Source organism: Vagococcus silagei (assembly GCF_004795745.1).
GTDB classification, from domain to species: Bacteria; Bacillota; Bacilli; order Lactobacillales; family Vagococcaceae; genus Vagococcus; species Vagococcus silagei.
Genome location: NZ_SDGV01000017.1, coordinates 43,888 through 63,922 on the forward strand (window position 1 = coordinate 43,888; position 20,035 = coordinate 63,922).

Here is a 20,035-nt window from a genome sequence, read left to right on the forward strand (position 1 = left end):
TGATTTTTCCTCCTCTAAACTAATTGATTCCAATCATGTTTTGGAAATTCTTTGTAATCACTAAAGATTAAGGACAATACTTCATTCACTTTAATATTACCTAAAGTATTGCTCCACGCTTGATCAGCTTCTGCAAAATATGCAGATACAATTTTGTCACCATTCTGTGCAAGTTCATTAAAGTTAGCAAAAGCGCGTTCTAACACGCCGATATCAGGAAATGAGACAAATGGTCCTTCGATTGCTTCTACAACCTCTAGTAATGTTAATTCATCTAAAGATCGCTCCAAATAGAAACCGCCATTATTTCCAGATACACCGCCTATTATTTCCGCAACTACTAATTTTCTTAATAATTTACGACTGTAAGATGGTGAGACAGACAATTTTTTATTAATCGTTGCAGAAGATGCTGGAATATCGGGAAGTTGAGTCGTTAATAAAGCAATAATTGCAATGGCTTGTTCAGTTGCATTGGTTAATTTCATGATAGTTTCACTCACTTTCACTGGTTACAAAAAACCATTATAGACGTTTAATGTCCACAATGCAATAAGAACATTTTAACTTTATTAATATCTTTTAAACACTCAATTGGTATATCTATTATACACTATAATAAACAATAAATTAACATTTTAATAGCGATATGGTATACTTTCATAAACAGCCCGTTTAAGAATATTAAAAAACACGTTTAATTTTATTTGTTTTTAGTTCAAAGACAGATAAAATTATCTATTTCATAAAAAGGAGGATGTATCATGACTAAAGAAAAAACGGATTTTTTCGCACTTAGCATATTAACAACTATTACTGGCTTTTTTTATTTTATTGATCTCATAAAATCCCCCGATCACTTTTCAAACTATTATGCTATATTTCTAATGTCATTAGTCATCACAATTAATAGCAGTACAAAAAAACTTTCAAACAAATTTGTCTTTCTTTTATATTTTGTCTTCATTTTTGTTAATTTTGTTTTAATGGAACCTACCATAACACTCAATGGTCTTATTATTATATTTATTATCTCATTAGCACTTACCTCACTCTTTTATTGCGGTTATCGATTTCAAAAGAAAAACCCTAGAAATCCAAATAGTTTACGATGGCTTCAAAATAAATTTCCAAACCAACCCTCTTGGGTGTTAGCAATAGGTGTTTCGCTTGCTCTTTTGATTCTATTCTTTAGTGTCCTTTTCTTCTTTCAAATTCAATTTGAACTTATTTTTTATATTATTTTTATTACTATTATCATTTATGAACCTGTTTCCTCAGCCTATTTTTATGGAAATTAAATATGAATAAAAAAAATAATCCCAACAATGGGATTATTTTTTATTAGATTACAAATGACTGCTTTAATTAATTCTATAGCTATAGAATTCAACAGAACGATTTCTAGTTTTAACACACAAAAAGTATCATGTTAACTTTTTATCGATAGTCAGAATTTTATTTTTTCAACTCCATATCAATATGCGGAATATCATCTTCAAGATAAACGTCAGAAATAACTTCAAAACCAAATGAACTGTAAAAATCAACAAGGTAATTTTGTGCTGAAATAATGACAGGTTTATTCAATGCTAAGCGTTCAATTTCAGCTAAAGTAGTTTTGACCAATTCTTGTCCAAACTTATCACCACGAAATTCTTCCACAACTAAAACACGGCCAAAAGTGACATGCTCAGGCTTTTCAATAATTCGTGAGTAAGCAACAATTTGATTATCCTTCTTCAAGATAACGTGTTTAGCAACACTATCATCCTCATCAATTTCTTGATAGGGACAATTTTGTTCCACGACAAAAACTTTGACACGTTCCTGCGCTATTTCAAAAAATTCTGTACTAGTTAATTCGGGTAATGTTTTAATGATTGTTTCCATGCACTTCACTTCTTTCATTTAGATTGAGGTCACAATCGGCAGACCTCCATGACGTACTCATAATCTAACAAAATTCAAGTCAATACTCAACAAATATACTAAGTCAAAAAAAAACAGACTAAACAATTCTTTAACAAATTGCTTAGTCTGTTTCAGATTAGATAATGGTTAATTTAAAATCAATCATCTCTTCAGGTAAAGTATCATTACTAATCGCATCAATGACAAGTTGTTGAATATCGACGCCCATATTATCACTTTCTAAAGCGTGATTATACGTCGTATATTCGCCACCAGCACTTGCACGATAATCATTAAGAGCAATCGTCACTTCATCTGTTGCGGCCACTTCTTTGCCATGCAACATCATTTTTGTCACTCGGCTACCCTCTGCTTGATTTAAATCAAAAGCATAGTCTAAACCAAAATAGAAGTCATAATTATAATGCTCTAGTTTAGGCGAAATCCATGATGGGTTAATTGCAACCTGACCTGCTTCTTTAACAAAGTAAGTGGCTGTTTTTTCCATCACTTCTTTTAATTGTGTACCCGTTAATTTCACTTTGCACAAAATATTTTCATACGGATAATTTACTAGCACGTCACGGATTGATAACTCTTGTGCCATTGGGTAAAGTGCATTAAATGAGCTAACAACAGCAATATCTGCTTGGGTAGCTTCTTTTTCAACACTTGCAATCATCCGAATCCAATCATTCCCTTTTAAAGCTAACTCTAAATGAGAGATTTTTTCAATATTTTGTGGTAAAGAACCAATTTTTTGATCCAAGTATTCATTTACTTCACCATTCATCGCTATTAAATCAGCAAATTTTTCCTGATCAAATTCACCTGTTGGGTGTAGCATTTCAGAAGTAACACTGACTCCATCCCCAGTTGTTTCAAGCTCGATTTCATAGAAATTACGTGCCATATTCGTTGGTTGCACAATATATGTGCCTGCCAACAACTGGCCTGGGATTGTTTGATGTTGATGTCCTGTTAAGAGTAAATCAAAATCAAGGTCACGCGCTAAACGATAGCCGATGTTTTCCTTTGTTTTCGACACTAATTCTTTCGACTCAATGTCAATTTCAAAACCACCATGATATAAACAGATCGCAATATCAACTTGATCTTTAATTCGTTCTAAAGCTGCTTTAGCTTCTGGAAAAGGATCCACAATTTGAATGCTTGCAATGTTTTCCGGTTTTTCCCAAACATTAATATATTCAGTTGTGATACCAACAATTCCAACTTTTAAACCATTGGGCATTTCTTTAATAATTTCAGGAAAAAGCATCTTTCCTTCTTTATCTAACACGTTGACACAAGTGACCGTTGGATTTAAATCGCGAACTTCACTTTCTAATCGTTCAAAACCATGATTGAAATCATGATTTCCTAATGTGACCACATCGTAACCAATTTTATTAATCGTTTCGATGATGCCTGTCGCACGACCATCTTTCTTTTGAAAATAATTGACAAATGGTGAGCCTTGAAACATATCCCCACCATCAATGACCAATGTGTTATCATCACGCTGATATTGTTCAGAGGCTGATAAAAGCCCTAATGGTTGAACACTATCATTACTATAGTCCGTTGGAAATAAATAGCCATGCACATCTGATGTATAATAAATTTTTAGTTTCATTTTGATTTATCCTCTCAACAGTTTTGCTCTGATTTTAGAAGATACAGCTTCGACAATAATAATTAAAACAAATAAGCCAATTAAGATTGCGCCTACCTCACTCCAACGATAAGCATTCATCGCAAAGATTAATGGTGCACCAATACCACCGGCACCAACTAACCCAAGAATCGTCGCATCACGTAAGTTCATATCAAAACGATACAAAAGAATTGAGAAGAAATCAGCTTTCAACTGAGGTATAATCCCAAAACGAATCTTTTGGAATAATGTACTTCCCGCGGCTTCCATTGATTCAACAATTCCTTGATCCAAATCTTCAATTGTTTCAGTAAACATTTTTGAAATCATCCCAATTGAAGCAACAGCTAGTGTTAATACCCCTGCACTTGCTCCTGGACCTGTTACACGAATAAACATCAGACCATATACAAATGGAGGAACTGTACGAATTGCCATAATAATAAAACGGAAAAAGATGGCAATCCAACTTGGTACAATATTTGTTGCCGATAAAAACGATAATGGTACAGCTAAAACAGCACCAACAATTGTTCCTAAAACAGCAATTGCAATTGTTTCTAATAATAGATATGGCACACCTTTAGCAGTTAAGCCAAAAAGAAAATCTAGCGCCGGATGAAAAATTCCTTTAAAAATATTCTTAGCAATTGTCACACCTTCGTTTGACATTGGTTGTACTTCAATTACACTCCAACTCCAGATAAATAGGCCTAAAAGAATGGCTACAATTGCAAGATAGTATCCTTTTTTATTTGGTTCTTTACTTAATTCTGCAGTTAACATTTTTTCATTCATTCTTGTCACTTCCTCAAATTATTATTTTATCTTGCAAAATTAAGTAAGTTTCTTTCTAATTAACTTACTGATGGCTTCAATAATCATAACTGTGAGTAACAGAATGATTAAAATCATACCCACTTTAGGATATTCACGCCAACCTAAGTTCTCGTTCATAATCATCCCAATACCACCCGCACCAACATAACCTAAGATAGCAGCATAACGCACATTGCCTTCAAAATTAAAAAGTACTGTTGATATATATATTGGTAATAATTGAGGTATAATCGTCATTACAAAAGCTTTTACTCTTGAACTACCTAAAGCTTCTAAGGCTTCAAAGGCTCCCATGTCAGCAGTTTCGATTTGTTCGAATAATTGCTTGCCAATATAACTAAATGAGAAAATAAAAATCGCTACTGTTCCGGCAAAGGTACCTAATCCCCAAATATAGGTTGCAATCAATGCAGTAACTAATGTTGGTAGTGTTCTTAATAGTGTAAACACGAAGCGTACAGCTTGGACAACTACTTTATTTTTGGTCATATTTTCTGCAGCCAAAATTGCAAACGGAACAGCTAGAAGGCTACCTAAAAACGAACCAACAAAACTCATTTTAATTGTATCTAAAAGTGGTGTCATAACTTCTTTACTGTATGACCATTTTGGTGGAAACATTTCTTTCAACATGGTCCAGAATTGATGGTTATTTTTTACAACACGAGCAAAATCAAATTGGGTCATTTTTAATGAGAAATAAACGACGACTAAGCACAAAATAATATAAATCGGTGCTCTACTTTTCTTTTCCTCAATGACTGAACCATCATCTAAAGTCCAAGAAGTCGGCTTAATAATTTTATCAAACAGATTCATTTGCAACTCCCTCTTCCGTACTATAAATATCTGCTAATACTTCTTCAGTACATTCAGCAACAGGTCCATCAAAAATGACACGGCCTTTTTTAACTGCAATAATGCGATCTGCATATTTAAGCGCTAACTCAACATGGTGAATATTAATTAAAACTGTTTTATTCAGTTCTTCATTAATATGTTTAAAGTCTTCCATCACGCGTTCAGCTGTAACAGGGTCAAGTGCAGCAACAGGTTCATCTGCTAAAAGAACATCAGGATTTTGAGCTAAAGTTCTTGCTAAAGAAACACGTTGTTGTTGACCTCCAGATAATTGATCAGTACGAATAAAAGCTTTATCAGCAATGCCCACACGCTCTAATGATTTCAAAGCAGTCATCTTTTCTTCTTGTGAGAATGTACCTAATAAAACACGAATAAATGGCATTTCTGGAACTAGTGCACTCATCACGTTACGAATTACAGAGACACGTGGTACTAAATTATATGATTGGAAAATCATCCCTACAGAACGACGAAATTGACGTAATTCCTTGCCTTTTAAGCTTGAAACATCAATATCATTAACTGTTAAAGACCCTTCAGTAATGTCAATTAAACGATTGATAGCGCGAATTAATGTCGATTTACCTGCTCCACTGGCACCAATAATTGCAACAAATTCACCTTGTTCAATTTCTAAGTTGATATTATCCAATCCTTTGGTTCCGTTTGGATAAATTTTTGACACATTTTCAAATTTAATCATAAGTCTTAACCTTTCTTAACCACTTTAATTTTATGAATAAAAAAAGATGAGGCTGAGAAAAAATTCTCAGCCCTCTTTTGTTTATCACAAGTCATGTTTAATGATGAATTAGTTTGAAGCTTTTTTAATTAATTCTTGAGCTTTAATTTCTGAAGCGTAATCATCATTAGTTGCTTTTTGATATCCTTCATGTGTATAAACTGCGATAACTTTTTTTCCTTCTTCTGTCTTAGCCATGTTGATTAAAGCTTTTTGTAAAGCTTCGCGCATAGCATCATCCATTTTGTCTGAATTTTTTGAAACTAGAACAGCATCATTGTAGATTGCTGGTGTTACACCAATAACACTAACTTCGTTCCAGATATCTTTTTGACCATATTCTGTTTTCCATGCTTCTTCGAAGTCACGACGAGCATCTGCGTAAACAGGCATTACGTCAATTTGTCCTGAAGCTAAACGAGCAAATCCTGATCCATATGAATCATTTTGAACTGTTGTTTTAATATCAGAAATGTTTTTCTTAACATTGTCATTTAACCATAATGATGGATAGATATAACCTGCTGATGAAGTAGTTGAAGCTAAGCCCCATTTTGCACTACCTAAATCTTCCCAAGTTAATTTTTCGCCAGCATTAACTTTTTCAGTTAATTCTTTACCTTTAGCAGAAGGTCCAGCTAAAATTAATGAACGGTAAGAAGTTGCTTGTTTGTCAGTTGCTTCTGTTGGTTTACCGTCGTTCCAATCTTTTGGATTTTCGCTATCTTTGTTTAAACCAGCACGAGTTGCTGTTAATAATACGTCAGTATCATTTTGATAAAGTGCATATGTTCCGCCTGGTACACCGAAACCTACATCTGCTGTTCCTGAAGATAATGCTTCACCGACTGCTTCGTAGTTAGTACCTACAGAGATTTTAACGTCTTTAACATCGTAACCTTCTTTTTTCATTTCTTCCTTCATAAGTTTTCCTAAAGGTTCTGTTGCTGTTACGATATCATCTGGATTTTTAGATGGAACGAACATGATGCTTAGCTCATCAACTGATTTACCTGATTTGCTATCGCCTTTCTCATCTTTCTTAGAATCCCCTCCAGCACATCCTGCTAGTAAAGTAAGTGCGCTTAAAGTTACGCCGACGCCTAAAAGCATCTTCTTCATTTTTGTAGTCACAATCACTATCTCCTTTTTTACTATTAATTATTTTCTACATTGACTTCATTATAAATCATTTGTAACCGTATTACATTAATTTTTAATCAAATCCTTATTTTCATTTGATTTACATTTTTTCTGAAATCTTTGTAGTCTTAATTTAGCATTCTTTAGAAAAAATATTGTTAAAACAGCGTAAATTCAGTGTAAATCAGATTATGTTTCAATGAGAATGTAGCATAAAAAAAAAGCAGGCTGCAATAGCCTACTTCCTTTAAAAATTAATCTTTTTTACTTTCAGTTGGTTGTTCTAATAATACTTTACGAGAAGCATTTACACGACCTTGTTTATCAATCTCAGTTACTTTAACTAAAATTTCATCACCCATTTTAAGGACATCTTCGACTTTATTTACACGTTCATGTGAAATTTGCGAAATGTGTAATAAGGCATCTTTTCCTTTAAATAAGTTAACGAAAGCACCGAATTTTTCAATACGAACCACTTTAGCTAAGTAAGTTTGACCGACTTCAACTTCACGCACTAATTCTTCAATAATCTTGATGGCTTGTTTAATCATTTCAGCGTCTGAATGTGCAATGCTGACATTTCCATCTTGATCAATATCAATTTTAACACCAGTTTCATCGATAATCTTGTTGATGGTTTCGCCACCTTTACCAATAACATCTTTGATTTTTTCTGGTTTAATTTGAATCATTTCAATCTTAGGTGCATATGGGCTTAATTCAGCACGAGGTGCGCTTAACTCAGCAGTAATGTTTGCTAAGATTTCCATACGAGCTTTTTTAGCTTGAGCTAAAGCTTCAGTTAAAATAGCTTCAGTAATACCTTCAATTTTAATATCCATTTGAAGTGCTGTAATACCAGCTGCAGTTCCGGCAACTTTAAAGTCCATATCGCCTAAATGATCCTCTAAACCTTGGATATCAGTTAGAATAGTATAATCATCACCATCCATTACAAGTCCCATTGCAATACCAGCTACTGGGGCTTTGATTGGAACACCTGCATCCATTAATGCTAATGTACCAGCACAGATACTTGCTTGAGATGAAGAACCATTTGATTCTAAGACTTCCGCAACAAGACGAATCATGTATGGGAATTCTTCTTCACTAGGGATAACTTGTGCTAAAGCACGTTCTCCTAGTGCACCGTGTCCAATTTCACGACGACCTGGTCCACGAGTTGGTCCAGTTGAACCCACGCTAAATTGTGGGAAGTTATAATGATGGATAAATCGTTTACTATCTTCAACACCTAAACCATCAATAATTTGATGTTCACCTAAAGGTGCTAATGTACATGAAGATAAGGCTTGCGTTTGTCCACGAGTGAATAATCCAGATCCATGAACGCGAGGCAATAAGGCAACCTCTGAATCTAATGAACGGATTTCATCAATCTTACGACCATCAGGACGAATTTTTTCAATCGTAATTAAACGACGTACTTCATTTTTCTCCATGTCTTCTAAAATTTGATGAACTTCTTTCATCAATTTAGGTGCATCTTCTAAATTAGCGAATTCTTCTTCGTATTTCGCAGTGATTTCTTGTTTTAAGTCTTCAATATTTGCTTCACGAGCTAATTTTTCTTCAGTTTGAATTGCAGCCACCATACGATCTTTGTAAGTTTTTACAATAACATCGTTTAAGTCGGCATCAACTTGAAGTAATTCAATTTCCATTTTTTCTTTGCCTATTTCTCTAGCAATTGCTGCTTGGAATTCAACTAAGCGTTTAATTTCTTCATGACCATATAATAGGGCACCTAACATATCTTCTTCAGATACTTCTTTTGCACCACTTTCAACCATGTTAATGGCTTCTTTTGTTCCTGCAACCGTTAATTCAATGTCTGACTCTTCAAACTGTTCTACTGTTGGGTTAATCACATATTCACCATTAATGCGACCTACATGAACACCAGCAATTGGGCCGTTGAAAGGCACATCTGACACACAAAGTGCTAATGATGAACCTAACATTGCAGCCATTTCAGGTGAACAGTCTTGTTCCACACTCATGACCACGTTAGTGATTTGAACTTCATTACGGAAACCTTCCGCAAACATTGGACGGATTGGTCTATCAATTAAACGAGCTGTTAAAGTTGCTGTTTCACTCGGACGACCTTCACGTTTAATAAACCCACCGGGTACTTTACCAACAGCATACATTTTTTCTTCATAGTTAACTGTTAATGGAAAAAAATCAACGTCTTTAGCTTTTTTTGATGCAACCGCTGCTGATAATACAACTGTATCACCATAACGAACTAAAACAGCACCATTTGCTTGTCTTGCAAGTTGACCAATTTCAACAGACAATGGGCGTCCGCCCCAAGTTGTCTTGAATGTACGTTTTTCTGAACTCATTTATTTCTCTCCTTTGATTTAAGCAAGAAACGTCGAATTCTACTAAACAAAGGTCAATTCTCAAATTATTAGTTTTGAAAACTCACATTTGGATAGTAGTGGCATCCTCCGTTTTTTGCATTTGATTAAAAGAAAAGCGAGATCCTCGGACCTCACTTCTCTTAATTTCAAAAAATAAAAATTAACGACGTAATCCTAAGCTTTGGATTAATTCGCGGTAACGTTGAACATCTTTTTTACGTAAGTAAGCTAAAAGGTTACGACGGTGTCCAACTTTTTTCATTAAACCACGGTAAGAATGGTGGTCTTTTTTATGTACGTGTGCATGTTCGTTAAGTGCATTAATTTCTGCAGTTAAAACAGCGATTTGTACTTCTGGAGAACCAGTATCTCCTTCTTTACGTGCATATTGTTTGATGATTTCGTTTTTACGTTCTTTTGTAATTGCCATTTCTTTCACCTCTAAATTTTTATTTTGGCCTCAATCTAAGTAAAACGTTGGTGAATCGAAGAACCTAGAAAAAGGTCAGACCATATGAATTTATCATACAGTAGTACTTTAACTGATTTTGTATCTAAATGCAAGATTTACTCATAGGAATTGTAAAGTTTTTTTCGGCCTCTTAACTCTTTCTTTACGATTAAACAAAAGTCCAGACAAGTTGTAGTAGATTATGTTAGAATATGTTGTAAAAATGTGTCGAAAGGATGTGTCTAGCAAATTATGCTGACAATGAAAGATATTATTCGCGAGGGTCATCCCACGCTCAGAGAAGTTGCCAAAGAAGTTGCTTTCCCACTCTCTGCTGAAAATAAACAATTGGGTTCAGACATGAAAGAATTCTTAGTTAATAGTCAAGATCCAGTTCTTTCAAAAAAATATAACCTACGTGGTGGTGTTGGTTTAGCCGCACCGCAACTTGATATTTCAAAAAGAATTATTGCACTTGAAATCCCTAATCTCGAAGATGAAGATGGTGAACCACTATTAAGTGCTATAATGTACAACCCTAAAATTTTAAGCCATTCTGTTCAAAAAGCTTGTCTTGAAGATGGTGAAGGTTGTCTTTCAGTTGATCGTGCGGTACCTGGTTACGTTGTGCGTCAAGCAAGAATTACCATTAGTTATCTTGATGCTGAAGGTGCTTCACATAAGATTCGCCTGAAAAATTATGCTGCAATTGTCGTGCAACATGAAATTGATCATCTTAACGGTGTGATGTTCTATGATCACATTAATAAAGAAAATCCATTCTACACAGCAGACGATGTTTTAGTCATCAGTTAAATTATTAAAATAAAAACGGTGTGATACTTTTTTGAGTATCACACCATTTTTTATTTTAGTCTAAATATGTTAATTCTTCATCATTGTTTAACCAAGCATAACTTAAACCGATAACAACGCCGCCACCAATCCAGTTACCTATAAAAGTAAAGATGATATTAGTTAAGACAGCTGAAACTGTCATACCTGCAACCATTCCACCACTTGCAAAATATGCTAATGGGAAATAGATAAAATTCGCGATAACGTGTTCGAAGCCTAAGAATGTAAAGATAAAAATGACAAGAATAATACCGAAAAAGCGACCAACATCATCTTTCATTTTCATTGACATCAAAATAGCCAAATTCACAATAATATTAGCAAAAACACCTTCAATAAGGGTTTGTGTAATACTTTTTTCAAATTTACCTGTTACGACATGAATCAAGAAACTATCACTGGCAATACCTTTAAACGCTCCTGTTTGAGCTAGGAAGAAACCAATTAAAACCGCACCAACTAAATTGAACAAGACGCAAACAAATAAGATTTTTAAAGCACGAGATGCTTCAAGTTTCTTACGATACATAGCGACAGTCATATACATCATATTTGATGTTCCAAGTTCAGCATTTAAGAAAATGATAAGTGCTAAACCTAAGCCAAACGTAATAGCATATAACGTTTTACCAACTGAGCCGTCAAACTTATTACCTAAACCAAGTGCAATGGCCGAACCCAAACCAAGATAAAGCGTTGCAAGTACAGAGCGTAATGCATATTTCGCAAAATCAGCTTGAATCAAGTCATCTTTTTTCTTAATGGAATAATCTATTTTTTCCATTAAATCTGATCCATGTTTCATGATATTCTCTCTCCAAATCCTATTTAAGTATAATATTTCACAATTAATATATCGTAAATTCGATATAAATTGCAATCATTTTAAAAAGTTTATTTTTTTTATTGCATTCTAATGCTAGAAAACGTATAATGGAATATGTGTAAAATAAGCAGCTAGGAAATAAACAGCTCGTTCTTCAGTTAATCTGCCTATTAAAGGGTTCAATTGTGTAACCACGGCTGCAAAAGGTGAAGATTGAAAGATAAACTGACCGAATGTTAATATTTCTAAAGATTTATTTTACTCCAAAAAAACTAATTATTATTGGAGGAATTATTTATGTCACGCTATACTGGACCAAGTTGGAAAGTTTCACGACGTTTAGGAATCTCATTATCAGGTACTGGTAAAGAATTAGCTCGTCGTCCATACGCACCAGGTCAACACGGACCTAACCAAAGAAGAAACAAATCTGAATACGGTTTACAATTAACTGAAAAACAAAAATTACGTCATATGTACGGATTAAACGAACGTCAATTCCGTAACTTATTCGTAAGAGCTGGTAAAATCCAAGAAGGTAAACACGGTGTTAACTTCATGATCTTACTAGAACGTCGTTTAGACAACGTTGTTTATCGTTTAGGTTTAGCAACTACTCGTCGTCAAGCTCGTCAATTTGTTAACCACGGTCACATCTTAGTTGATGGCAAACGCGTGGATATCCCTTCTTACGAAGTGGAAGTTGGTCAAGTAATCTCTGTTCGCGAAAAATCTAAAGACTTAGGTTTCATCAAAGAAGCAGTAGAGTCTACATTAGGCCGTCCAGCATTTGTTAGCTTTGATGCTGATAAATTAGAAGGAAGCTTAACTCGCTTACCTGAAAGAGAAGAATTATCTCAAGAAGTAGAAGAAGCATTCGTGGTAGAATTCTACAACAAATTAATGTAATATTTCATTACAACATTAAACACTCAAATCTTGTTAAGAGATTTGAGTGTTTTTCTTTTATATCAGTCATTCGGAAATTTAACATCTACACCTTTAGATTTCAATTTTTTTATTAATTCTTCATCAAAATCATCATCTAATAAAATTTCTTTTTCTGGATCTGGAGTACTGGTTAGTGGAATAGGTTTAGGCATATACGGATTATCATCTGGCATGTCAATCACTATCCTTTCTAGAATTATCTTATATACTATTATACCTTTATTTGAAAACGCTTGCAAAATTTATATAATAATATTAACAAAAAAACAGACTTTTTATCGTCTGTTTTTCTCTCGTTACTTATTTAATTTTGAATGGGACCTGATTGCTGTATCTGTGAGATAAACGGGACTTTTGGAGCATGGTTTCAGCAACAAGCTAAGCCTGGTAATAAATCAAAGACCGATTTCTTCCCAGGCTCATCTTGTTGTTCACCCATAAACGCTCCAAAAACCACCTAGAGAAAATCACCTTGTTATCGGGATTTTTTTGGCTGAGCTTCGGCATTAAGTCAATCCTGATAGTTTGACAAAAATCGTCAAATTATCAGGCTCACCTTAATGCTCAGCTCAAAGCGCCAAAAAAATCACTTTAGATTCACTGCTTCTTTGAAGACTTGGCCCATGCTCTTATCGCTGTAAATTAATACTGTTGATTTGTAGATTGCTGCTGAAACTTTTAGTAGAATGACGCATGATAAAGCTAACAGTCCAAGTGATGCTAGAATTTCCCATTGTTGTACACTGTCGTTTGCAATGCGGACAGGCATTGAGAATGATGAGAAAAACGGTATGTATGACGTGATTTTAATTAAGACATGATCCGGTTGACTCAAACTTAACATCATCACTGGCATTGCTGCAATTAAAACCAAGAAAGTAACAGGGGTCACTGCTTTGGGTGCATCTTCTGAACGTGTAACAAGTGAACCCATAAATGCTGAAAGGATTGTATAAAGTAAGACACCAAATAATAGGAACAGTAAATTGTAGCCTAGTAATCCTTTAAGAAGTTCACCTAAAGGAATATTTTTCAACATATCTTGAACCATATCTGTATCCTTTGCAAAAACATATCCTACTACACCTGTAACAGCATAGACTGCGACCTGTGTTAAAATTACAAGTGAGATACCAATGATTTTTCCATAATAATGTTTTGCTGCGCTTGTACTTGAAAGAATAACTTCCATTATACGCGTCCCTTTTTCTGAAGCTACTTCTTGTGCAGTAATTGAAGCATAATTTAAGACAATCATATACATTACAAAGACGATTAAGAAGCCTACCATTGAAAGCACAAATTTATTTGTGTTGTTGTCGACCATCTTATTGTCTTTAAATTCAACTTGGCGATCAGTCACCTTCGCTGATTTCATTAATGTTTGTACTTCTTCTGGTTTCAATTTTAGCGCCTCTGTATTAGCAGCAAGTTGTAGACCATTTAGATATTGAGTAAAACGTTGTTGGTCATCTGTCCCCAAAGATTTTTTACTTGTGTATCGACCTGAAATTTGATCGCCTTCTTGTTTAACAACTAAGAAACCGTCAATTTTTTCGTCTTTGAGTGCCTTCTCTGCTTCCTTCTCACTATTAATCTTTTTATCAAACTTAAAATCTTTTTTTCCTTGCGCAAGAATCCCCTCTTTTATCGCTTCATTCTCGCTAATCACTGCGATTTCATTGGTTTTTGACATATTATTAGCAAAATAGCCAAAGCCTAACGAAAAGGCAACCATCACGAATGGTGCTAAAAGCATAATTAAAAAAGTGACTGTTTTGACATGTTTTTTATATGTTTCTAATGCTACAACCCATAATTTATTCATGACCTTCACCAACTTTCATTTTAAATATCTCTTCTAATGTAGGCGGTTGTTGATTAAACACAGTTAAATATGGTTCTTGCGTTAATGCTTTGGTGAATATTTCTTCGCCCACTGCAGCATCAGCTAAATGTAGTTTATAAGTATTTGAACGTAGTTTTTCAACTTGTAGGACGCCATCAATTGAAGAAAGTTCATCTTCTAACAGTAATGTTTCAATTTCTAAAATTGTTCGACCAAATGATTCGCGAATCTCATGAACGGTACCATTTAATACCATGTCGCCATTGCGTAACATCATTAAGTGATCACATATTTTTTCCACGTTTTCCATATTATGACTTGAGAAAATGACACATGAGCCTTGCTCTTTTAACTCAATAATGCCCATTTTTAAAAGTTCCGCATTCACTGGGTCCAAGCCACTAAATGGTTCATCCAGAATGACTAACTTAGGTTCATGGATTAAAGTCGCGATTAATTGTACTTTTTGTTGGTTCCCTTTTGACAATGATTTAACTTTATCTGTTTTTTTACCTTTAACTTGGAATTTTTCCATCCAATAATCAATCTTAGGTAAAATTTCTTTTTTCGTCTTTCCTCTCAAGCGAGCAAAGTAGATCAATTGATTTTCAATTGTATCTTTAGGATATAGTCCACGTTCTTCAGGTAAGTATCCAATAACATTATAATCATCTTTTGAAATTGGTTTCCCGTTCCATAAGATTTCTCCTTGATCTGCGTCAATGAAGTCTAAAATCAATCGGAAAGTTGTTGATTTACCTGCTCCATTCTGACCAATTAAACCAAGAATATGACCATCTTCAATTTTAAATGATATGTCGTTAACTGCAACCATATCACCAAATGCTTTGGTTAAGTTTTTAATTTCTAACATCTTCGTCTCTCCTTTTAAAAAATATTAAAGTATCCCATTATAAAACCAATTACACCGCCAATTAAACCACCAATAATCATCGTCAACAGCATATCTCGAAAGAAAATTTGACGCTTAGCAAAGTTATCTGTATCCTTGAACGATTCTTTTCTTTTTGGATAAACTACTCTAAAGTAGGTTACCAACGCAAAGCCAATAAAAGGTGTTAACGTTCCCGTCACTAATAATAGGTTAATCATTCCTTTAAAGCCTCTTGGTATATAGTCAAATATCGAAATGAGTGGTGTAAAATTAAGTAACAGTAGTAAGAGTAACGCTGGTAAACCAAACATCAACATCTGCAAAATTAACCAGTTACTTTCTTTTTTCATTTTTGTTTCGTAGCTCTCAACATCCGTGTAAGCTGGTTTCGTACCCTTTTCGGCTTTAAAGATAAAGTAGCGTTTACGATAACTTGCCATTAAGTACCAACCCGATAGTTGATAAAGTTCTAGATATTCGGCAATATCTTCTTTTTTACCAGGATAAAAATCAATGGTTGCTTCCATTTCTTCAGGTTCACCTTTTTCGAAAACTAAAAATCCCCAGCGACTAAGTTTAGCTAAATGCCAACCATTTTCAGCTTCTTCTTTAACATGTAAGGCCTCTAATTCTGAGTAAAAACTAAGCCCTTTTGAAAATTTATATTTTCGATTCCCATAAATCATTTTTTCACTCCTCGAACAATAATTTACTCCCCAAAGCAGTCAATCGTTTTCGTCTAGCTAAATCATAGACTAATGCTTCTTTCCCCTGCTCCGTAATCTCATATGTTTTTTTACGATCTTGACTCGTTGCCAGTTCAATATCGCCCGACTTTTCAAGTTTCTTTAAGATTGTGTACATACTTGCTGGCCCAATTGTAACCTCTTCTTCTGTTAAATCACTCACTTCTTGCATGATTGCATAACCGTGCTTTGGCTCTAACAAAGTCAACAAAATCAAATAATTTAAATCGGTTAACGGTTCATTCACTCTGATTAACCTCCTCACTATTTATATCTTAACGTGATATATCACTCAAAGATATATCTTATAACGATATATTAACCAATGATATATCACTTGTCAATATAGTAAATAAAAAAAGAGACAATCTTTTCAGATTATCTCTCATAACTTTATATTTAACTAAACGAATCAATGATAGTAATCAAAACGTCCTTTTTTCATTAACATTTTAGTATTACCAACTTCTAATAGTGATTTATTGATAATATTTTTCTTCATCACTGATCCAATATAACCTTTAACTTCTTTACCTAGAACATTACCAATACCGGCATTGTTACCGATAGAAGCAACTGTTCCTAGTGGTTTAAATGTAAATGGTGCAACTGATTGTTGGTTGACTTTAGCAACAATTGCATCTGCCACATACTCTCCTTGTTTCAAAGCAATTTGAGCTGTTGTTGGGAATGGACGACCTGAAGCTTCATCCATCACTGCACTAACATCACCAATCATGAAAACATTTGGATAGTCTTTAACTGTTAAGTCTGATTCAACCATCACACGGCCACGACGTTCTTCAAAGCCAGACTCACCAATTACTGGACTACCTTTAACACCTGTTGTCCAAATAATTGAGTTTGCTTCAATTTCTTTAAGTTCGCCATTTTCTTCGTAGACCACAGCGCCTTCTTTAATTTCTTTAATTGGTGTTCCCACTTTAAATTCAACACCACGTTTTTTCAAAACATTAATTCCATATGTTCCTAGTTTTTCAGAGAACATTGGTAATAAAGTTGGCATTGCTTCAATACATGTAATTGAAACTTTGTCTTCTGGGAAGTTTAATTCTTGTGCTAATTTTGGCAAACGGTTGGTAATTTCGCCAAGATATTCAATACTTGTAAAACCCGCACCACATACAACGACTGATAAATCTCGTACGTCTTGTGATTTTTGATAATTAGCAAGTGTTGCTTCTAAATGCTTTCTCGCAATTTCAGCTGTTGTAATATTCACTAATGGATACGAAAAATCATCCACTCCAGGAATACCAAATGTTTCAGAAACAAAACCTAAAGCTACAACTAAATAATCATAGTTTAACGTTTTATCACTTTCCAATGTTACAACTTGTGCATCACGATCAATTTTAGTTACGGTATCTTGAATAAACGTCACTTTACTTTCATTAATGACATCTTTGATGTTAAAACAAATTTTTGTTGATGGTTCAGTTCCAGCAGCTACTTCATGTAACTGTGTTGACTCATAATGATAGTCATTTTTGTTCACTAAAATAATTTCTAAATCTGCATTTTTCTTTTGTAATTGTTTTACTGTTTTTAGACCTGCATAACCAGCGCCTAAAACAACAACCGTTTGTTTGTTCATAAACTATTCCCTCCAAGATTTTCATCAGTGTCCACTATAGATTTTTTTCACAAAATTGTCAATTAACTAGCTTGGTTCTCATGAATTTTTTCAATTATTTTTCTTTCATCGTTCGACTGAAATACCATAAACTGCCAACATTCACGACACTCACAAATGCACCGTAAATCAATAAGTGATTAACAAATTTTCCTCTTGATAGTCCAAACATGTTCAATTCAATTAAAATAATAGCTAAACCTAGTAGATAGCTACTCATTGTAATTTGACTAGCATGAGCCATAACTTTATAGCCCTTCTCATCTTCACGAAACTTCATTGTTTTACGAATATAATAGAACATACCCATAAAAATGATAAGAATTGATACAATATTAATAATAAGTCGCATTTAATTTTCATCCTTCATCTTTTAAAAATTTACCTTAAAAGTGTACCATTTTATTGCTAAAATGACTACTCTTCCGGTTTTGTAAAGTGTTTTTGCAAGTCTTCTGCGACTGGCTTAGGCAGTCCTGAAGCGACGAGTTCTTCCAGTGACGCCTCTTTAATTGCTTTTAATGACCTAAATTCTTTTAATAAGCGTTGTTTTCGTTTTGGTCCCAATCCCGGTATATCGTCTAACTGTGAAGCGAAACTTGTTTTACTTCTCGTTGCACGGTGGAAAGTAATCGCAAAGCGATGGACTTCATCTTGAATCCGTTGCAATAAGAAAAACGCAGCCGAATTTCTTTTTAATGGCACTACCTCAAGATTGTCTCCAAATAATAGCTCACTGGTTTTATGTTTATCATTTTTAGCCATGCCGGCAATTGGTACATCAATACCTAATTGATTTAACAATACTTTTTCTGCCGCATGAACTTGCCCTTTGCCACCATCAATTAAGATTAAATCAGGGAGTGGTAAATTTTCTTTAATAACTCGTGAGTATCGACGGTATATAACTTCTTGCATTGATGCATAATCATCTGGGCCTTTGACCGTTTTAATCTTAAATTTACGATATTCTTTCTTCATCGGTTTACCGTCAATATAAACAACCATTGCCGAAACAGGATCCGTTCCCATAATATTTGAGTTATCAAAAGCCTCAATGCGAACCGGTGTTTCAATTCTTAGAGCTTCACCTAGTTGTTCAATCGCACCAATTGTTCGTTCTTCTTTGCGTTCGATTAAATCAAATTGTTGGGTTAAATAAATTTTTGCGTTCTTATTCGCCAACTCCACTAAATTCTTTTTTTCTCCACGTTGCGGTTGTAAAACTTTTGTATCCACTAAAGCCTGCACCTGTTCTAACTCAATCGTTTTCGGTATTAAAATTTCACGAGGAATAAAATGTTCTGCTTTTTGATAAAACTGAGCAATAAAAGTAAGAAAGTCTTGTTCAGGTTCATTGTAAAATGGAAAATCAAATGTACGACGCTCAATTAGTTTTCCTTGGCGGACAAAAAAGACTTGGACACACATCCAACCTTTATCAGCTGCATAACCAAAAACATCACGATCAATAAAATCAGCATTGGTCATTTTTTGTTTGGTCATGACCATTTGAATTGATTGAATTTGATCACGATACTCTGCAGCTTGTTCAAAATTCATCTCACTGGCTGCTTTCAACATTTTTGCTTCAATTTGTTTTTGAACATCTGTGTATCCGCCATTTAAAAAGCGTTTGACTTCTTCAACTATTTCTTGATATTGTGCTTCAACAATTGGATTTACACACGGACCTAAACATTGTCCCATATGATAATAGAGACAGACTTCATTTGGTAAATTTTTACACTTTCTTAACGGGTAGATTCGATCAAGCAATCGCTTGGTTTCATTAGCGGCACGAACATCTGGATATGGACCAAAATAATGCGCCTTATCTTTTAAGACTTTGCGCGTAATTAAAAGACGTGGTGCTTTTTCATTGGTAATTTTAATAAAAGGATACGACTTATCATCTTTCAATAAGATATTATATTTAGGCTGGTTCTTTTGGATAAGATTGATTTCAAGCAACAACGCTTCTGTATTTGATTCTGTCACAATAAACTCGAAGTCCTCAATCTCGCTAACCAATCTTTCCGTCTTTGTATCATGACTCCCTGTAAAATAGGAGCGAACACGATTTTTTAAAATCTTTGCTTTACCAACATAGATAATCGTGCCATTTTTATCTTTCATAATATAGCAACCAGGTTGATCTGGCAGTAGCATTAATTTATTTTTAATTTGTTCATTCACAGTACACGCTCACTCCTCTAGCCTATTATAACACGAGGTTC

Annotated in this window: 21 protein-coding genes; 3 read left to right on the plus strand and 18 right to left on the minus strand. The window is 34.2% G+C overall.

The annotated features are described in order from the left end of the window. Nucleotides 1-14: 14 nt before the first annotated feature. Nucleotides 15-488 carry an RrF2 family transcriptional regulator gene (locus ESZ54_RS07510; RefSeq protein WP_136137053.1) on the minus strand — a complete coding sequence of 158 codons (474 nt, stop codon included), beginning with the start codon at nucleotides 486-488 and terminating at the stop codon, nucleotides 15-17. Between the two features lie 276 nt (nucleotides 489-764). Here ESZ54_RS07510 and ESZ54_RS07515 point away from each other — a divergent pair, with 276 nt between their 5' ends. Beyond that, nucleotides 765-1,301, plus strand: a complete 537-nt coding sequence (locus ESZ54_RS07515; RefSeq protein WP_136137054.1) for a hypothetical protein — start codon at nucleotides 765-767, stop codon at nucleotides 1,299-1,301. Nucleotides 1,302-1,458: 157 nt separating this feature from the next. Here the strand turns inward: ESZ54_RS07515 and ESZ54_RS07520 are convergent, their stop codons facing one another. From ESZ54_RS07520 to rpsO, 8 genes are all read right to left on the minus strand, one after another. Further along, nucleotides 1,459-1,893, minus strand: a complete 435-nt coding sequence (locus ESZ54_RS07520; RefSeq protein WP_136137055.1) for a GNAT family N-acetyltransferase — start codon at nucleotides 1,891-1,893, stop codon at nucleotides 1,459-1,461. Nucleotides 1,894-2,050: 157 nt separating this feature from the next. Further along, nucleotides 2,051-3,553 carry a bifunctional metallophosphatase/5'-nucleotidase gene (locus ESZ54_RS07525; RefSeq protein ID WP_136137056.1) on the minus strand — a complete coding sequence of 501 codons (1,503 nt, stop codon included), beginning with the start codon at nucleotides 3,551-3,553 and terminating at the stop codon, nucleotides 2,051-2,053. Between the two features lie 6 nt (nucleotides 3,554-3,559). After that, nucleotides 3,560-4,372 carry a phosphonate ABC transporter, permease protein PhnE gene (gene phnE / locus ESZ54_RS07530; RefSeq protein ID WP_136137057.1) on the minus strand — a complete coding sequence of 271 codons (813 nt, stop codon included), beginning with the start codon at nucleotides 4,370-4,372 and terminating at the stop codon, nucleotides 3,560-3,562. Between the two features lie 39 nt (nucleotides 4,373-4,411). Then, complete coding sequence (gene phnE, locus ESZ54_RS07535) at nucleotides 4,412-5,233, minus strand: phosphonate ABC transporter, permease protein PhnE (RefSeq protein ID WP_136137058.1); 822 nt, start codon at nucleotides 5,231-5,233, stop codon at nucleotides 4,412-4,414. Further along, entirely contained in the window at nucleotides 5,220-5,981 is a 762-nt protein-coding gene (phnC, locus tag ESZ54_RS07540; protein WP_136137059.1) for a phosphonate ABC transporter ATP-binding protein, read from the minus strand. Before phnC ends, phnE (ESZ54_RS07535) begins: the two co-directional genes overlap by 14 nt. Before the next feature lie 108 nt (nucleotides 5,982-6,089). Beyond that, on the minus strand, nucleotides 6,090-7,142 hold the full coding sequence (locus ESZ54_RS07545; RefSeq protein ID WP_136137268.1) for a phosphate/phosphite/phosphonate ABC transporter substrate-binding protein: 1,053 nt from the start codon (nucleotides 7,140-7,142) through the stop codon (nucleotides 6,090-6,092). A gap of 275 nt (nucleotides 7,143-7,417) precedes the next feature. After that, the gene (gene pnp / locus ESZ54_RS07550) at nucleotides 7,418-9,541 is read right to left on the minus strand and encodes a polyribonucleotide nucleotidyltransferase (protein ID WP_136137060.1); all 2,124 of its coding nucleotides are present in this window, start codon (nucleotides 9,539-9,541) and stop codon (nucleotides 7,418-7,420) included. Nucleotides 9,542-9,722: 181 nt separating this feature from the next. Beyond that, a complete protein-coding gene (gene rpsO, locus ESZ54_RS07555; RefSeq protein ID WP_136137061.1) occupies nucleotides 9,723-9,992 on the minus strand; it encodes a 30S ribosomal protein S15 in 270 nt (89 codons plus the stop codon). Nucleotides 9,993-10,265: 273 nt separating this feature from the next. On the opposite strand from rpsO, the gene def reads away from it, so the two are divergent. Beyond that, nucleotides 10,266-10,829, plus strand: coding sequence for a peptide deformylase (gene def, locus ESZ54_RS07560; RefSeq protein ID WP_136137062.1), 564 nt, complete (start codon nucleotides 10,266-10,268; stop codon nucleotides 10,827-10,829). Nucleotides 10,830-10,884: 55 nt separating this feature from the next. Here def and ESZ54_RS07565 read toward each other — a convergent pair whose 3' ends face one another. Further along, complete coding sequence (locus ESZ54_RS07565) at nucleotides 10,885-11,676, minus strand: formate/nitrite transporter family protein (protein ID WP_136137063.1); 792 nt, start codon at nucleotides 11,674-11,676, stop codon at nucleotides 10,885-10,887. Nucleotides 11,677-11,994: 318 nt separating this feature from the next. Between ESZ54_RS07565 and rpsD the strand changes: the two genes are divergently transcribed. After that, nucleotides 11,995-12,606 carry a 30S ribosomal protein S4 gene (gene rpsD, locus ESZ54_RS07570; protein ID WP_136137064.1) on the plus strand — a complete coding sequence of 204 codons (612 nt, stop codon included), beginning with the start codon at nucleotides 11,995-11,997 and terminating at the stop codon, nucleotides 12,604-12,606. Between the two features lie 62 nt (nucleotides 12,607-12,668). On the opposite strand, the gene ESZ54_RS12495 is transcribed toward rpsD, so the two are convergent. From ESZ54_RS12495 to uvrC, 8 genes are all read right to left on the minus strand, one after another. After that, nucleotides 12,669-12,821, minus strand: a complete 153-nt coding sequence (locus tag ESZ54_RS12495) for a hypothetical protein (protein ID WP_162615132.1) — start codon at nucleotides 12,819-12,821, stop codon at nucleotides 12,669-12,671. Between the two features lie 413 nt (nucleotides 12,822-13,234). Beyond that, nucleotides 13,235-14,476, minus strand: coding sequence for an ABC transporter permease (locus ESZ54_RS07575; protein WP_136137065.1), 1,242 nt, complete (start codon nucleotides 14,474-14,476; stop codon nucleotides 13,235-13,237). Then, nucleotides 14,469-15,371, minus strand: a complete 903-nt coding sequence (locus tag ESZ54_RS07580) for an ABC transporter ATP-binding protein (RefSeq protein ID WP_136137066.1) — start codon at nucleotides 15,369-15,371, stop codon at nucleotides 14,469-14,471. The genes ESZ54_RS07575 and ESZ54_RS07580 overlap by 8 nt, the downstream gene beginning before the upstream one ends. Before the next feature lie 14 nt (nucleotides 15,372-15,385). Continuing rightward, nucleotides 15,386-16,078 (minus strand): DUF2812 domain-containing protein, encoded by a 693-nt coding sequence (locus ESZ54_RS07585; RefSeq protein WP_136137067.1) that lies wholly within the window; start codon nucleotides 16,076-16,078, stop codon nucleotides 15,386-15,388. Between the two features lie 4 nt (nucleotides 16,079-16,082). Then, nucleotides 16,083-16,385 carry a PadR family transcriptional regulator gene (locus ESZ54_RS07590; protein WP_136137068.1) on the minus strand — a complete coding sequence of 101 codons (303 nt, stop codon included), beginning with the start codon at nucleotides 16,383-16,385 and terminating at the stop codon, nucleotides 16,083-16,085. Between the two features lie 165 nt (nucleotides 16,386-16,550). Further along, nucleotides 16,551-17,756, minus strand: coding sequence for an NAD(P)/FAD-dependent oxidoreductase (locus ESZ54_RS07595; RefSeq protein WP_136137069.1), 1,206 nt, complete (start codon nucleotides 17,754-17,756; stop codon nucleotides 16,551-16,553). Between the two features lie 94 nt (nucleotides 17,757-17,850). Further along, nucleotides 17,851-18,147 carry a hypothetical protein gene (locus ESZ54_RS07600; RefSeq protein ID WP_136137070.1) on the minus strand — a complete coding sequence of 99 codons (297 nt, stop codon included), beginning with the start codon at nucleotides 18,145-18,147 and terminating at the stop codon, nucleotides 17,851-17,853. Between the two features lie 65 nt (nucleotides 18,148-18,212). Then, on the minus strand, nucleotides 18,213-19,994 hold the full coding sequence (gene uvrC, locus ESZ54_RS07605) for an excinuclease ABC subunit UvrC (protein ID WP_136137071.1): 1,782 nt from the start codon (nucleotides 19,992-19,994) through the stop codon (nucleotides 18,213-18,215). Nucleotides 19,995-20,035 lie beyond the last annotated feature (41 nt).